The 15,157-nt window shown below is 40.7% G+C and carries 14 protein-coding genes; 11 read left to right on the plus strand and 3 right to left on the minus strand.

What is annotated here, in order from left to right; genetic code table 11:
- The first annotated feature begins 1 nt into the window (after position 1).
- Positions 2-556 (plus strand): GNAT family N-acetyltransferase, encoded by a 555-nt coding sequence (locus tag N8A86_RS20695; protein ID WP_273567100.1) that lies wholly within the window; start codon positions 2-4, stop codon positions 554-556.
- Between the two features lie 4 nt (positions 557-560).
- Positions 561-1,127, plus strand: a complete 567-nt coding sequence (locus N8A86_RS20700) for a GNAT family N-acetyltransferase (RefSeq protein WP_273567101.1) — start codon at positions 561-563, stop codon at positions 1,125-1,127.
- A 5-nt stretch (positions 1,128-1,132) separates the two neighbouring features.
- Here N8A86_RS20700 and N8A86_RS20705 read toward each other — a convergent pair whose 3' ends face one another.
- Together N8A86_RS20705 and dnaK are read right to left on the minus strand one after the other, a co-directional pair.
- The gene (locus N8A86_RS20705) at positions 1,133-2,053 is read right to left on the minus strand and encodes a hypothetical protein (RefSeq protein ID WP_273567102.1); all 921 of its coding nucleotides are present in this window, start codon (positions 2,051-2,053) and stop codon (positions 1,133-1,135) included.
- A gap of 330 nt (positions 2,054-2,383) precedes the next feature.
- On the minus strand, positions 2,384-4,297 hold the full coding sequence (gene dnaK / locus N8A86_RS20710) for a molecular chaperone DnaK (protein ID WP_273567103.1): 1,914 nt from the start codon (positions 4,295-4,297) through the stop codon (positions 2,384-2,386).
- 296 nt (positions 4,298-4,593) lie between these two features.
- Here dnaK and N8A86_RS20715 point away from each other — a divergent pair, with 296 nt between their 5' ends.
- From N8A86_RS20715 to N8A86_RS20755, 9 genes are all read left to right on the plus strand, one after another.
- A complete protein-coding gene (locus tag N8A86_RS20715; RefSeq protein WP_273567104.1) occupies positions 4,594-6,021 on the plus strand; it encodes an L-serine ammonia-lyase in 1,428 nt (475 codons plus the stop codon).
- 343 nt (positions 6,022-6,364) lie between these two features.
- On the plus strand, positions 6,365-8,083 hold the full coding sequence (locus tag N8A86_RS20720) for a purine-cytosine permease family protein (protein WP_273567105.1): 1,719 nt from the start codon (positions 6,365-6,367) through the stop codon (positions 8,081-8,083).
- Positions 8,084-8,085: 2 nt separating this feature from the next.
- Complete coding sequence (locus tag N8A86_RS20725; protein ID WP_273567106.1) at positions 8,086-9,594, plus strand: mannitol dehydrogenase family protein; 1,509 nt, start codon at positions 8,086-8,088, stop codon at positions 9,592-9,594.
- A 173-nt stretch (positions 9,595-9,767) separates the two neighbouring features.
- A complete protein-coding gene (locus N8A86_RS20730; protein WP_273567107.1) occupies positions 9,768-10,979 on the plus strand; it encodes an HD domain-containing protein in 1,212 nt (403 codons plus the stop codon).
- The gene (locus N8A86_RS20735) at positions 10,976-12,088 is read left to right on the plus strand and encodes an ATP-binding protein (RefSeq protein ID WP_273567108.1); all 1,113 of its coding nucleotides are present in this window, start codon (positions 10,976-10,978) and stop codon (positions 12,086-12,088) included. The genes N8A86_RS20730 and N8A86_RS20735 overlap by 4 nt, the downstream gene beginning before the upstream one ends.
- 41 nt (positions 12,089-12,129) lie before the next feature.
- Entirely contained in the window at positions 12,130-12,255 is a 126-nt protein-coding gene (locus N8A86_RS20740; RefSeq protein WP_273567109.1) for a hypothetical protein, read from the plus strand.
- Positions 12,256-12,373: 118 nt separating this feature from the next.
- On the plus strand, positions 12,374-12,709 hold the full coding sequence (locus tag N8A86_RS20745; RefSeq protein ID WP_273567110.1) for an antibiotic biosynthesis monooxygenase: 336 nt from the start codon (positions 12,374-12,376) through the stop codon (positions 12,707-12,709).
- A 138-nt stretch (positions 12,710-12,847) separates the two neighbouring features.
- Entirely contained in the window at positions 12,848-13,600 is a 753-nt protein-coding gene (locus tag N8A86_RS20750; RefSeq protein WP_273567111.1) for a CPBP family intramembrane glutamic endopeptidase, read from the plus strand.
- A gap of 114 nt (positions 13,601-13,714) precedes the next feature.
- A complete protein-coding gene (locus N8A86_RS20755) occupies positions 13,715-14,293 on the plus strand; it encodes a DUF6985 domain-containing protein (protein ID WP_273567112.1) in 579 nt (192 codons plus the stop codon).
- Between the two features lie 190 nt (positions 14,294-14,483).
- On the opposite strand, the gene N8A86_RS20760 is transcribed toward N8A86_RS20755, so the two are convergent.
- Positions 14,484-15,041: an REP-associated tyrosine transposase gene (locus N8A86_RS20760; protein ID WP_273567113.1), complete on the minus strand. Its 558-nt coding sequence runs from the start codon at positions 15,039-15,041 to the stop codon at positions 14,484-14,486.
- Between the last annotated feature and the right edge of the window lie 116 nt (positions 15,042-15,157).

Here is a 15,157-nt window from a genome sequence, read left to right on the forward strand (position 1 = left end):
TATGGAACATTTTCCTGAACTTCATACCGAACGGTTAAGACTCGACCGGCCCAAGTGGACAGATATTCCCGATATTGTAACCTACGCGGGGGACATTAAAATTACGGAGTACACCCGGAGCATGCCGCACCCCTACCGCGACGAAGATGCCATTTCTTGGATCAACATGGTAAATCAAGGTTTTAAGAATAAGGACAATTATATATTCGCCATTCGAGAAAAAACCGAGAAGGCTTTTATGGGCGGTATCGGCCTGACTATTGATTTATCGAACAACCGGGCCGAATTGGGCTACTGGCTCGCCGTACCTTTTTGGAATAAAGGCTACATCACAGAGGCCATCAAGGCCATTTTAAAATTCGGGTTCGAAGAACTGCATTTGAACAAAATAACCGCCGTTTATATTCCCGAGAATATTGCCTCGGGGAAGGTCATGGAAAAAAACGGAATGGTCAGAGAAGCAGAACTCAAAGATCATGACCGACGGGGCGACGGGTATACCTCTTTGTTCCAATACGGAATGACACAAAGCGAATATGAATCCTTAAGCACGTAAATCTATGGATGCATGTATTCCATTTAGTTTGGAAAACGAAAGGGTATTGCTCTCCCCATTACATTTGGATAATTTTCATCATCTATACCCTATTGCGGAACAGGAAAAGTTGGTGCAGTATTCCCCTTCCGATATTGAAAGCAAAGAAGGACTGAAGAAATATGTCGAGACGGCCCTAAAACAACAGCGTCAAAATAGTAGTATTCCCTTTATCGTATTTGACAAGATGACCCACAGTTATGCGGGATGTACCCGTTATATGAACATTCATTGGAAAAACAGGGTGTTACATATCGGTTCTACTTGGATCGGCCGAGAATTTCAAGGAAGAGGTCTTAACGGGCAAATGAAATTACTGATGTTAGACCATGCCTTCGGTGCTATGGGATTCGAAAAAGTAGAATTCAGGGTCGATGAGCGGAATGCCCGATCGAGAAAAGCGGTTGAAAAATTAGGCGGTGTTTTGGAGGGAATACTACGTAAAGATGTGTATCTATTGGATGGTTTTAAAAGAAATACCTGCTGCTACGGAATCTTACACGAGGAATGGGAGGAGAGAAATACAAAATAATCTACCTACTCTTCAACAGGTTTCTCGACTTGATAATAGCTTATTTCCCTTGTCTTGTAAGCATTATCGGGCGTTATGATTTCTTTGACCCAATTTCCGGTTTCATCGAATTGATAAATATATTCTTTGGTTTTAGTAGTTTCGCCACTTTTGGTCTCCGTTTTGGTCAGCATCCCTTTATCATCATAGAAATAGGAAATTGAAATCTGCGGTGCAAATTGCGAGGTTTTGGTATCGAAATAATAATTGATTTTTGAAATTAGCTTACCTGCTTCATTAAAAATTTCTTCGACGGCCTTGTTCGGATTACCATCGATAAAACTTTTGGTCAGTTTTATCTTTTGCAAACTTCCGTCCTTTTCCTTTTTTTCGGAAGTACGTACCGATTGGTTAAGTACACCGTTCAAATGGATTGTCTTGGTATGCTCGCCTTTTACTTCGGTAAAATCGATTTTGGTCTCATCGGTACCCTCATTATTGGAACGCTTTATTCTAAAGAGCTTCCCATTTTCATTATAATGATATTCGTACTGATCCAGGAATTCTTTGGAATAGGAGACTATCTTTTCGGTCACTTTTCTGCCTGCAGTGGTATCGATGGAATAGAAATTGGCAATAGAGGTGGCTTCGTCAAACGTATTGTCGCGATAGACTTCCAAACGCTTTTCTGTCAACTCGCCATTTCTGTATTTGTAATAGGTGATGTCATAGTCTTGATTACTGTACCGTGTCACCGATTTGTTAAGCAAGCTATCTTGATCGAACTCATATTCTTCCTTTCCGTAGTTGGTACGGACCAGGCACTTTTTTACATGACTGATCAAATCAAAATCGGAAGCCCGAAATATCTTAATGTCTTGGGCATACATCAAGGTCGGTATTCCGGTTGCAACAAAAAGTAATAAAAAAGCGTAGTTTTTTACCATGGTGCAAAATTACTTGATATTCTAGCAATTAAAAATAAAAGGGATGCCAAATCGGTAAACGGCTTCTTATTTTGCCGGTTTTAAGATTGGTTCAAAAAACGGGATTCTTGCCTTTAGCTGGTCATTCAAGATATTTAAAGTATAAAAAGGATATCGATTAAGCCTTGCTTTGGGCTTACCAAAATATCAAGGGAGGACCTTTAAAATGAAGTAGCGCAAGTTCTCGACAACGCTCGAAACGACAGCAGCATAAATTTCTTCGACTCCTTCCTTAAAAGAAAAAAAGCACCATTTAAAATGGTGCTTTATAATATATAACGTTTCGAAGGGTTACTTCACTTCTTCGAAGTCAACATCTTCTACATTATCGCCTTCCGTTTCGGCTCCACCGCCTTCGGTGGTTCCGCTATCGGCTGTTGCTTCTCCGTTCTGTTGTGCATCGGCCTGTGCCTTGTACATTTCTTCGGAAGCTACTTTCCAAGCTTCGTTGATTTTCTCCAAAGCAGGCGTAATGACCGCAAGGTCTTTGCCTTCGTAGGCTTGCTTCAGTTCCTCTAGCGCATCTTCGATAGGCTTTTTCTTGTCATCCGACAATTTATCACCGAATTCTTTCAATTGCTTCTCGGTCTGGAAGATCATACCATCCGCTTCGTTCAATTTATCAGCGGTTTCCTTTGCTTTTTTATCCGCCTCGGCATTGGCTTCCGCTTCGGCCTTCATCGTCTTGATTTCTTCTTCGGTCAAACCTGAGGAAGCTTCGATACGAATATCTTGCGTCTTGTTCGTCGCCTTATCGGTTGCCGAAACCTTAATAATTCCGTTGGCATCGATATCGAAGGTTACTTCGATTTGAGGCGTACCTCTTTGTGCAGGAGGAATTCCATCCAAATGGAATCGTCCGATAGTCTTATTATCCGCCGCCATGGGACGCTCGCCTTGCAATACATGTATTTCCACTGAAGGCTGATTGTCGGCCGCAGTAGAGAATACCTGTGATTTCTTGGTAGGAATCGTAGTATTCGCATCGATCAATTTGGTCATTACGCTACCCATGGTTTCGATACCTAGGGAAAGCGGAGTAACATCCAATAACAAAACATCTTTTACATCACCGGTCAAGACACCTCCTTGAATCGCTGCACCTACGGCAACCACCTCATCAGGATTCACACCTTTCGAAGGTGCTTTTCCAAAGAATTTCTCTACAGCTTCCTGAACGGCGGGTATACGTGTTGAACCACCTACCAAGATAATTTCATCAATATCACTTTTAGACAAGCCCGCAGCTTTCAATGCGGTCTGACAAGGCTCAATAGTTCGTTTTACCAAATCTTCGATCAACTGCTCGAATTTCGAACGCGTCAAAGTACGCACCAAGTGTTTTGGTCCTGTAGCCGTGGCCGTTACGTACGGTAAGTTGATTTCAGTCTGTGCCGAAGAAGATAATTCGATTTTTGCCTTTTCCGCAGCTTCCCGCAAACGTTGCAAAGCCATGGCATCATCACGCAGGTCGATACTTTCGTCTTTCTTGAATTCCTCGGCCAACCAATCGATAATCTTTTGGTCAACATCGTCACCTCCTAAGTGGGTATCCCCATCTGTAGCTAAAACCTCAAAGACACCATCGCCCAGTTCCAAAATGGAAACATCATGCGTACCCCCACCGAAGTCAAAAACCACGATTTTCTGATCAACATTTTTCTTGTCCATTCCGTAGGCCAAAGAGGCAGCCGTGGGTTCATTGATAATTCGCTCGACGGTCAAGCCTGCAATCTCACCCGCTTCTTTGGTCGCCTGACGTTGTGAATCGTTAAAGTAAGCAGGTACTGTAATTACCGCCCTAGTAACACTTTGACCCAAATAATCTTCGGCGGTCTTCTTCATTTTCTGAAGAATCATGGCCGATAATTCCTGGGGAGTGTACATGCGACCATCAACATCGACTCTTGGTGTGTCATTGTCACCTTTTACTACTTTATAAGGTACACGTTCCGCTTCTTTTTTAGACTCGGAATATTTGTTCCCCATAAAACGTTTGATGGAGTAAATCGTTTTTTCCGGGTTGGTTACGGCCTGTCGCTTGGCAGGGTCACCGACCTTTATCTCTCCACCTTCGACAAATGCGATGACCGATGGGGTAGTTCTTTTACCTTCTGCATTCGGGATGACCACGGGCTCGTTACCTTCCATCACGGAAACGCAACTGTTGGTCGTACCCAAATCTATTCCTATAATCTTACTCATTATATGTGTTTTAAAATATTAGTGCTTATTTGAAATTCATAAGCTAATAGTCAAACAATATGCCAAGGGGCAGCAACCTGACATGATGTCATTTTCAAGTTCAAGTTCAAACACAAGTGTCAAGCGCAAAGGGCCTTCATGGAAATAGTCAAACGGTAATTAGTCTTGGTCTCTACTTTAAATTTCCATTTTGCTCTTAGGTTTTCTGAATTTGAACTTGCGCTTGAACTTGAACTTTCCATTTTTCAAACAATCGAATGTCTATCTTTACAATGAAGTTCAAAACAGTTTGAAAAATGGAATGCATCAGCGTTTTTGACATGCTTAAAATCGGGGTCGGGCCTTCAAGTTCCCATACCTTGGGGCCATGGCGCGCTGCGGAACGATGGATTTCAGAAATGAAGGCCGCTGGATCATTCACAGACATAAAAAACATCAAGGTACAGATGTACGGTTCGCTATCCTTGACAGGAAAAGGCCATGCCACGGACTATGCCATTATGTTGGGGTTATCGGGGGCGAATCCTGAAACCATTCCGGTTGAGGATATTCATGGTATTGTACTAGGGATAAAGGAAAGTAATATTTTAAACCTTGCCAACGAAAAGAAACTGGCTTTTGATCCGCAGACAGATATAGTTTTTAACCGGAAGTTCTTACCATTTCACGCAAACGGACTCAAATTCGAGGCGATTTTACAAGACGGAAGTAAAAAATCAAGGACCTACTATTCCATCGGAGGCGGATTTGTGGTGACCGAAGAACGCAAAAACGCTAAACGGAAAATAGCAAAATTCAATACGTTTCCCTTTCCCATAACAAAGGGCACCGAACTCCTCGCCTATTGCGAACAAGAACAGAAACCGATTTCGGAAATCGTTCTAGAAAATGAACGTTCGTTGCGCAGCGACACTGAAATCGACGAACAATTGCAGCGCATCTGGGGCACCATGCTCGAATGTATGTATATCGGGTGCCATTCCGAAGGCAAGCTGCCGGGCGGACTCAACGTGCGGCGACGAGCTTTTGAAATTCATAAAAATTTAATGCTGGAAGCCGGCACATACAATGCGCCCGAGAACTGGTTAAAAACCATTCGGCAAACCGAAGTGAAATTTCGACAGATCTTAAAATGGGTCAGTTGCTTTGCGCTAGCGGTCAACGAAGTGAACGCTTCTTTGGGCCGGGTGGTCACCGCACCGACCAATGGTAGTGCCGGCGTGATCCCTGCTGTATTGATGTACTATATGGTCATCGAAAACCATGAAGCGGATTTTGAACATATCAAAAAGTTCTTATTGGTCTCGGGCGAGATCGGCAGCATCTTTAAAAAAGGAGCGACCATCTCAGCCGCCATGGGCGGCTGTCAAGCTGAAATCGGGGTGTCTTCCGCCATGGCCGCCGGGGCCTTGACCGAACTCTTGGGCGGTACTCCCGAGCAAGTATTGATGGCCGCCGAAATAGCCATGGAACACCATTTGGGTCTTACCTGTGACCCTATTGGCGGACTGGTACAAATACCTTGTATCGAGCGCAATAGTATGGGTGCCATCAAAGCGATCAACGCTGCGGAACTGGCCTTGGGCTCCGACCCTTCGGAAGCCAAAGTACCATTGGACAAGGTAGTTCAAACCATGTGGGAAACCGCCAAGGACATGAACTCAAAATATAAGGAAACCTCGGAAGGCGGACTTGCAGTCGGGGTGTTTTTGAGTGATTGCTAATTTCGATTGTTGGACGATAAGCTCATACTTGGCTCTAATTTTTCCATATCTCAAGTTTTATTCCAAATACGATTTGTAAACGGATGGAAAATGGTTGTAAATGCTTATGTTGCGATTTTTAACCGGTATGCTTGAGTTTTGATTACTGTTAAGGATTTTATACTATTGATTATACAAACAAGGTGTTGTGCATTTGACAAAACCGCTCCAATATTAGAAAACATCGACACGCTTGATTTATGCAGGGGCCGTTGTGACACATTACATCAAAATATTTTTATAAAAAGTAAAACCATACCGCAAATATTTATAGGAACCTAATTTTCCAACACCGACCAAAAATATGAGTACATCAGAAGATTTTAAACAATTTGAAAACCTCGACGAAGAACAATTACCCGTAGCCAAACATAAATTACACGATTGGACCCATTTTGCGGGACTCTACGCTGCCGAGCATGTCGCAGCGACGGAGTTTGTCATCGGGGCGACCTTTGTCGCGCTGGGCGCCAAGACGATGGATATCATCCTAGGTCTTTTAATCGGTAATATTCTGGCCGTACTGAGTTGGAGATTCATCACCTCCCCTATTGCCGTTGATACGCGTTTGAGCCTCTATACCTATCTGAATAAGATTGCGGGCGACTCCATGACCAAGTTGTACAATTGGGCCAATGTAATCATCTTTTCGGTGATTTCGGCAGCGATGATAACGGTCTCTTCGACAGCGGTTCGATTTGCTTTTGATATTCCCGCGCAACTCAATTGGTACCCTACCAACGCTTGGTTTATATTGATAGTTTTGGCCGTGGGCATCTTTGTGGTTTCTATTGCGCTCTATGGTTTTAATGCCGTTTCTGAATTTTCGGGCATCTGTGCCCCTTGGCTCTTTGTGATGTTTACGAGTGGCGCTATGGTGCTCCTCCCCGCTTTGTCTTTAGATGTTTTGGATAAAACTTTACCTGCAGGATGGACCGATTTTATGACCCTAGGCGACCAGAGTATCTGGACAGGCATCAACAGCGACGGAGCTCCCGGAATCGGATTGGTCGAAGTCATCGGCTTCGGTTGGGCCGCCAATACCATCACCCATTTCGGATTAATTGATATGGCCCTCTTGCGTTTTGCTAAAAAGAAGAACTACGGATATGCTACTAGTACCGGTATGATGTTCGGTCACTATGTGGCATGGATCGCTGCCGGAATCATGGGTGCCGGTGCCGCCGTTATTTTAGGAAAATCCATCGTAGAATTAGATCCGGGCGATGTGGCCTATTACGCCCTCGGTTGGTCGGGTTTTGTGATTGTGATCGTTGCAGGTTGGACGACCGCGATTACCAATTTATATCGAGCAGGTTTGGCCGCACAAGCTATTTTTTTCAACCATTCCCGAAAGCTAACGACGATTGTGGTCGGTGTGGTCACCGTTGGCATCGCCTGTTTCCCCTTTGTGTTTTCACAGATACTACCGCTACTCACCTACGCAGGGCTGCTGGTCGTTCCCGTGGGGGCGATCGTGTTTGCCGAACATCAGCTATTCCCTAGAATTGGCTATACGCGCTACTGGTCTTCGTACCGCCAGCTGACTTTTAGTATGCCCGCCGTTGCTTCTTGGGGCCTGGGCTTGGCCTTCGGTTTCGGACTGAACGCATTGGATGTGATTTCCTTCTATTACCTGTTTATCCCCACTTGGTTTTTTACCATCGCGGTGTATACCCTGCTCGCTTCTCGCTACGGGGCAAAAGAAATCTATGCGGAGGAAGCGGCAGCAGAAGAGGTTCGTAATGAAACCATCGAACGTTTTCAAGCAGAACAAGCTAAAAATGAACCAGCGCATGCAAAAGATATTTCTATCCTTTCGAAACTATTAAAATTTATTGCCCTCGCAGCCTTGGCAATTACTTTGGTTTTGGCGAGTAGGGTATTGTTTAGTAGTGCTACGGAAGCGGACTATATCGCCAATAGAGAAGACTTTTATACCTACGCATTTGTGTGCACTATTGTTTATTTCGTACTCGCTTATTGGGCATTGAAACGAGGAAAAGCAAATAACCCAGCATAAACATGGAAACCCCAATGCAACTCAATCAAGCTAATCTACAGGAAATAGGAAGCCGTATTCCTGTGCCAAAATATAGTCGCTGTGCCAATAACATCGAAATCGTACATATCGGCGTCGGCGGCTTCCACCGCGCCCACTTGGCCTATTATTTACACGAATTAAAAAAAGGCGGTGCTGCCCCAGCACTTTGTGGGATTGGGTTGCGTGAAGGGGATCGAAAACTATACGATATTTTTAAAAAACAAGACCACCTGTATACGCTGATGGTCAAACAGCCCGACGGCACCATCGAACCCGAAGTCATCGGGTCGATCGTCGATTTTAAAATGGGCACTACGGACCCTGAAGGAGTCATTGCCCAAATGGCAGCTGCCGATACTAGAATCGTGTCGCTGACCATTACCGAAGGAGGGTATAATTTCAACCCCACCACGGGAGAATTCAATTTTGATAACCTCGACATTCAACACGAACTAAAACACCCGCATGACCCAAAAACCGTATATGGTTTTTTGACCGCGGCCTTAAAAAGACGTCGCGATGCAGGCTTGCCTGCTTTTACCATTTTGGTTTGCGATAATATCGAACACAATGGCGATATGATGCGCAAGATGCTGGGTACTTTTGCCAAAGCCCAAGATGCGGACTTGGCGCAATGGATCGCCCAAGAAGTCTGCTTCCCCAATAGTATGGTCGACCGTATTACGCCGGTAACCACGCCAGCGGATATCGAAGCCCTGGCACAAGACTTTAGCGTACATGATGCCTGGCCCGTTACCTGCGAACCTTTTATACAATGGGTGGTAGAGGATAAATTCTCGAATGGAAGACCGGACTTTGAAAAAGTAGGCGTACAATTCGCACCCGATGTGGGGCCCTATGAAAAAATGAAACTGCGACTGCTCAATGCAGGGCATTCGGTATTGGGACTTTTAGGAGCCCTACACGGCCACCCGACCATCAACGCCTGCGTAGAAGATAAACTTTTCGCCAAGTACTTGCGCGCCTTTCTAGACGAAGAAGCAACGCCAATTCTTGGAGACATCAAAGGCATAAATTTGACGGACTACAAAGACAGTCTCTTAGAACGTTTTGCCAACCCCAATATCAAGGACAGCGTCAGCCGTATCTGCTCGGAAAGTTCGGCCAAATTGCCTAAATTTTTGATAGCTACGATACATGAGAATTTAGCTACTGGCGGCAGCATCAAATTCGCCACTTTGGTCATTGCGGCCTGGTGTTATTATAGCGATAAGCAAGTCGACCAAAACGGGCAACCCTTGGAAATTATCGATGCCATGCATGACGAATTGCATGCTGCAGCTGCAGCAACTGCGAAGGATCCGTTAGCTTTTATCAAGATAGAAAGCTTGTTTGGTGGGTTGGCTGGAAATGAACGTTTTGCGAAAAGTTATACTTCTTTAGTGCAAGAACTTTATCAAGGTGCAGATATTAAAAAAGTTGATGCAGCACCTGCTTTAACCAAAAACCATATTCCAAAACACAAATAACGCATGGCGTTTGGCCTTGGCATATTCTACACTGACCCATTTATTACAGGCTTTCGTCGGTATTTGTACGAATTTATTTCTTTGGGTTTTTTATATTGCGGTAGATGTTTTGCATCTCGAGAATAATTATACTTATTACAGTATTTCGTAATCAGCATAAAAATCATTCACAAATGACAATAATAGACAACCCACTTTTTACTAATGCTTTTGATATTTCAATCTGGAAAAATGAAAGTAAGATTAATGAATTAAAATCAAATCTTACATTAATTGAAAATACAATAAAAAAATACTTAGAAGGAATTACAGAGGATTTTCCAGGGTTAACAGACCATTCTATTGCTCATTCTCGAATGCTATGGAACTATGCTAATATCATTGTCGGAGAAAAAAATAATTTCATCAATCCGTTGGAAGCATTTGTTTTACATACCGTATTGTTGGTTCATGACGCAGGAATGTGTTATTCTGTTTTAAATAACCAAAGTGAAGTTGAAAAAGACCCTCTTTATACCGATTTTATTGTTAAAAACGGTAGCTCAGAAGAAGCTAAAGAAGAAGCGCTATTCTTTACAATTAGACAAAGACATGGAGATTTTGCTTTGAGAATTGCAACTGATACCCTACGTGAGGGAGAATACTTAATCTCTGATATACCCTTAAGGGAAGAACTGGGCTTAATTGTTGGAAAAATCGCTAAGAGTCATACTTGCAACATTAACTATATTGAACGAGAATTTGGGCCAAAATATACTAATCCAAACTTTCCCACCGATTGGTCAATAGATTGTCAGAAATTATCATTCTTATTAAGAACCGCTGATGCCGCTCATTTAGATAATTTAAGAACACCAAAAACCAATAGAATGATAAGTGAAATATCTGGGGTATCTAAAGAACATTGGACATTCCAGAAGAAATTAGGCTTTCCACAATTATCGACCGATTCTTTATTAATGTATTCAACAAACAAACCTTTTACGTCTGAAGAACAAAAAGCATGGTGGTTTTGTTATGAGGCATTACAAGTTTTGGACAAAGAATTAAAAAATGCAAATGAATATTTTGATGTCAATAATCTTGAAGGCTTTACAGCTAGAGGGGTCAAGTCAATTAATGACTCACTCGAACTTGGAAAAAAATATATTAGAACATCGGGATGGAATTCAATCAATACTCAAATAAAAGTTTCAAACCCTATACATATAGCATCAGAATTGGGAGGTGTTAAATTGTATGGAAATATAAATATTGCCTTAAGGGAATTAATACAAAATAGTTTAGACGCAATTAATTTGCATCGTGTTCATACGGGTCAAAACAACATTAACGTCGGTGAGATTAAATTATCCATAAAAAAATTGGACAAGAATTCTATTTGAACATCACAGACAATGGTATAGGAATGAGTCAAACAATAATGACCAATGAGTTATTGGATTTTGGAGGCTCTTATTGGAAAAGCAATAGGTTCAAATATGACTTCCAAGGAATCCACAGCAAGGGATTTGAATCAATCGGCAAGTTTGGCATTGGCTTTTTCTCAACTTTCATGCTAGGTGAAAAAATCACGATTACGTCTTGGAAATTTGGAGAAGCAATAACAAATATGAAGACACTTGATTTCCATGACGGATTATCTTCGAATCCGATATTAAGAGACCCATCTGAGGAAGAAAAAAGTTTAGTAATTGATAGAGGTACTTCTATTACCATAAAAATTAAAGAGGATCCGTTTTCCAAAACAGGCTTCATTGGTAATTCTCAATTTAAGGACAACACACTTTTTTCGTTAGTAAAATATTTCATACCATCCCCTAATGTGAAAATTACTATCGAAGAATTAGATGGTAACATAAATACAATTAAACCTAACACTATTGCCGACTTAGAATTCAACGATTTTATTGACCACGTTCACATTATCAGAAAAGAGAGTATCGACTTTACTGGAATTATCGATTTATTTAAAAAACTAAATCTTGAATTATTTGAAATTAGAGATGAAAACAGACTTTATGGAAAATTAGCAATCCTACCTCAGGTTGGAAATATCGGCCTATCATCTACTTCTATTGTTTTGTCAAATGGAATTCGAATTAATGAATTAGGGAATTTTGCTGGATATATTGTTACTGATGATGTGATTTCAATAAAACGCGACGAATTTTCTAAATTGGTTCCCTATGATGTCTTGAAAAATTGGGCAGATCAACAAAAACAGTTTATTGAATCAAGTCCTACAAAAAATTTATACACTTTAAGGCATCTGGGATTATTGTTGACTTTTAATTATTTTGATGATAGCCTACCAATAACTTTAACAAAAAAGGATAATAACTATAACTTTTTTACCATCAAACAATTTAAACTCTACTTAAAAAATAACAATGAGGTTAAATTTCATATAGAAGGACACACACTTGGGGGAAGATTACCTAATTGCGATGGATTTATAAAATTAAGTTTTGGATTTGACATCAAAAAATAGTAAGAGAGGAAGATCAAGACAAATTAGTAAATCATAGAGAATTGATAGAAAAATTAATTAAAGAAGAATGGGGTGGATTTACTGTAGGGCAAGATAATTTAATGCAACAAGGTGTTTATAATTTTGACATGCCTTATACTATAATTGAAAAGTATACTAAAATATGACAGATGCCCCCGCTAGCGCGAGCATCTTGCTCGTGCCGTTAATAATAAGCCTGCGAAAGCTTAGAAAGAAATGTAACAACGAGTTACTATTATCTTTGCTGGCAACAATTAAAACCAAATGAATAGAAATAAAAAAATCATAAGAACTTGGAAAGGCTGGACTTCATTGGATAACGCCCCGATTTATGAAAATATGCTTATTAATGAGGTGTTTCCCGAGGTAAAAAGGAAGGGTGTTACAGGATTGGAGAAAGTCAGTATTTCCACAATGGAAAAGAATGATGAAATGGAGTTTTTTCTTGTGCTTCAATTTGATTCGTTGGAATCTGTAAAAGTGTTTGCAGGTGAAAAATATGATAGGGCATATATTCCAGAGAATGCAAAAGGTGTTTTATCAAGATATGACGAAACTGCTCAACATTATACTTTGAAGGAAGAGTTGCTACTAAAATAATTGTTGCCCCCACTAGCGCGGGCATTCTGCTCATTCCGTCAATAGTACCCCAGCAAAACTTTAGAAAGAAATAGAGTAACTTGGTACGGTATACTAGTACTAGTTGCAGGATAAAATACCAAGTGTCAATAGCAACCTATGCAAAATGAATTAAAACCTTTTTGGAGTAAAATTTTCAATTTCAATTGGAAGTTTGGACTTTTTTTAATTCTTGTAATCTGTATTCCTCGTTTTATTTTGGTACTACATGCAAATGAAACAGCAAATTATGCCTTCATAGGTGTGATCATGCTTATTTCAGCCATTGCGCCCTTTGTGTTTTTAAGCAAATACGGTAGAAATAAAATAGGCATTAAAAAACCTACAAAAAGTCAATGGCTTGGTATTGCTTTTGTCATTGGTATTCTTTTTAGCGTTGCACTATATTTCTTAGGAGACGCATTGTATGGTAACACCATCGAAAATTGGTATACCTATATTGGTAAATCATATAATATTCCTGAAGTAATCGATGCCCAAAGTAAGCTTCAACTATTTGGCATTATGGCGGTGACCGGAATGATATTTAGTCCGATCGGAGAAGAACTTTTCTTTAGGGGCATAGTGCATTCAAGTTTTGCAAATTCAGTAGGTGATAGCAAGGCATCTTTAATTGATAGTGCGGCATTTGCTCTTGTTCATATTTCTCACTTCGGACTAGTATTCATTAATCAAGAATGGAAATTATTGGTACTACCGACCCTTATATGGGTGCTGAGTACGTTTCTTATTAGTATTTTATTTTACCTATGTAGAAAACGTTCAGGCTCAATTTTAGGAGCAATACTATGTCATTCAGCTTTTAATTTGGGAATGATTTATTGTATCTTTTATCCAATCATCGGGAATTAAAACTCCCCGCTACCGCTAGTTTGCAACTAGTGGCTACAACAGTAAGCCAGTAAAAGTTTAGAAAGAAATACAGTAACTTGTTACCATATATTGGTGTTGACAACAAGCTAAAAAATGAGAACCATAAAAAGCGAAATACTAGGCGAATTAAATCAAAAGGGCAGTATTGCCGGTTGGTGGGGAAGTGAACCTATCGAAATTCCGTTTTTTGATAATACCAAAATGCAAATAAATTATGGAGAATTTCTACCTGAAGAAGACCCAAAATTTATCGAAGAAGCAGACCAAGCCATAAAAGCATTCTTAGGTAAATCAAAAAAAGATAGAGAAGCCATTTCGCATCTCGTGTATAAAAACTGCATGGATTTTCTAAATCAGATTGTACTTCAAGAGTCCGACCAAATTTTTATCGATATGAAAGACAAAAACGATATTTGGAATCACGTCAAGCACTTTAGGCATGGTGGTATAAATCTTTCAAGAAGACCACATAGAGACCAAGATATATATCTTGAAATTGATTGCAGATGTGGTTGGGAACAAGAGCACGGACTCAAATTAGTCTTTAGACAAGGAAGACAAATAACAAGAGTTAGTGCAATGGATGGATGGCTGACAGACGCAGATGCAAATGGCACCCCTGATACCGAAGATGAATTATTGAACAAATTTCTACAGGGTACCAAGCCTTAAAAGTCCCCCCGCTACCGCTAGTTTGCAACTTGTGGCCACAACAGTAAGCACGCAATACCAACCGCAACAGTAAGCCAGACTCTTTTGATTTGATACAATAAACGATTTTTTTTTTACTCATACCCGCCACCAGTTGCAAACTGGCGGTAGCGAAAAATGTGTATTTGAATTTTCAGTAAACCAAAAGACTTCAACCCAAAAAACCGATTTCATCTATTTCTAAAATAGTATGGTCATCAGCAAAATTTCGAGCACTGCTATATTTCCATTGTGTAGGTTCGGTTACAAAACCTGCTTCAACAGGGTTATTATGAATGTAATCAATCTTCTGTTTTATGACCTTGGTACTCCATAATTCAATAGGTTTATTATGGTGCTGCCAGAATTGTCTATCGGAAACGTTGCTCTTCTTTTTACCTGCACGTTCAAACATCCATATCAACCATTCACGACGACTTTCTTGTGGGTTGTTTTCAATGGCCTTTACCAATTGTCTAGAAGTGTGTTTCTTAAAATCACGTAATACTCCAGATGGGTCTTCATGCGCAGAACGAAAAATGAAATGCACGTGACTGGGCATAAAGCAATAGGCATAAACTTCCATCCCTTTTTCTTTACGACAGAAGGATACACTTTGTTCAAGAATTTCAAAATAGGCCCGTCGTGTAAAGACATCTATCCAATTGACCGTAGCAAAGCTTACAAAATAAGCTCCTACCTTGTTGTGAAATTTATAATTCCAACTCATTTATTAAAAATACAAAAGCAACGACATTAATAGAAATAGCATAACGTGATACGATACTCCCCCGCTACCGCTAGTTTGCAGCTAGTTGCCGCAACACTAAGCCTCTCAGTTCAGAA

The sequence above is a fragment of the Maribacter halichondriae genome (genome assembly GCF_027474825.1).
GTDB lineage: Bacteria > Bacteroidota > Bacteroidia > Flavobacteriales > Flavobacteriaceae > Meishania > Meishania halichondriae.

Bases quoted from the DNA above. Each gene is read 5' to 3' on its own strand.
- N8A86_RS20715 (WP_273567104.1), top strand. From the start codon at position 4,594: ATGGAATGCATCAGCGTTTTTGACATGCTTAAAATCGGGGTCGGGCCT.
- N8A86_RS20745 (WP_273567110.1), top strand. From the start codon at position 12,374: ATGAATAGAAATAAAAAAATCATAAGAACTTGGAAAGGCTGGACTTCA.
- dnaK (WP_273567103.1), bottom strand. From the start codon at position 4,297: ATGAGTAAGATTATAGGAATAGATTTGGGTACGACCAACAGTTGCGTT.
- N8A86_RS20700 (WP_273567101.1), top strand. From the start codon at position 561: ATGGATGCATGTATTCCATTTAGTTTGGAAAACGAAAGGGTATTGCTC.
- N8A86_RS20695 (WP_273567100.1), top strand. From the start codon at position 2: ATGGAACATTTTCCTGAACTTCATACCGAACGGTTAAGACTCGACCGG.
- N8A86_RS20760 (WP_273567113.1), bottom strand. From the start codon at position 15,041: ATGAGTTGGAATTATAAATTTCACAACAAGGTAGGAGCTTATTTTGTA.
- N8A86_RS20725 (WP_273567106.1), top strand. From the start codon at position 8,086: ATGGAAACCCCAATGCAACTCAATCAAGCTAATCTACAGGAAATAGGA.
- N8A86_RS20720 (WP_273567105.1), top strand. From the start codon at position 6,365: ATGAGTACATCAGAAGATTTTAAACAATTTGAAAACCTCGACGAAGAA.
- N8A86_RS20705 (WP_273567102.1), bottom strand. From the start codon at position 2,053: ATGGTAAAAAACTACGCTTTTTTATTACTTTTTGTTGCAACCGGAATA.
- N8A86_RS20755 (WP_273567112.1), top strand. From the start codon at position 13,715: ATGAGAACCATAAAAAGCGAAATACTAGGCGAATTAAATCAAAAGGGC.
- N8A86_RS20750 (WP_273567111.1), top strand. From the start codon at position 12,848: ATGCAAAATGAATTAAAACCTTTTTGGAGTAAAATTTTCAATTTCAAT.
- N8A86_RS20730 (WP_273567107.1), top strand. From the start codon at position 9,768: ATGACAATAATAGACAACCCACTTTTTACTAATGCTTTTGATATTTCA.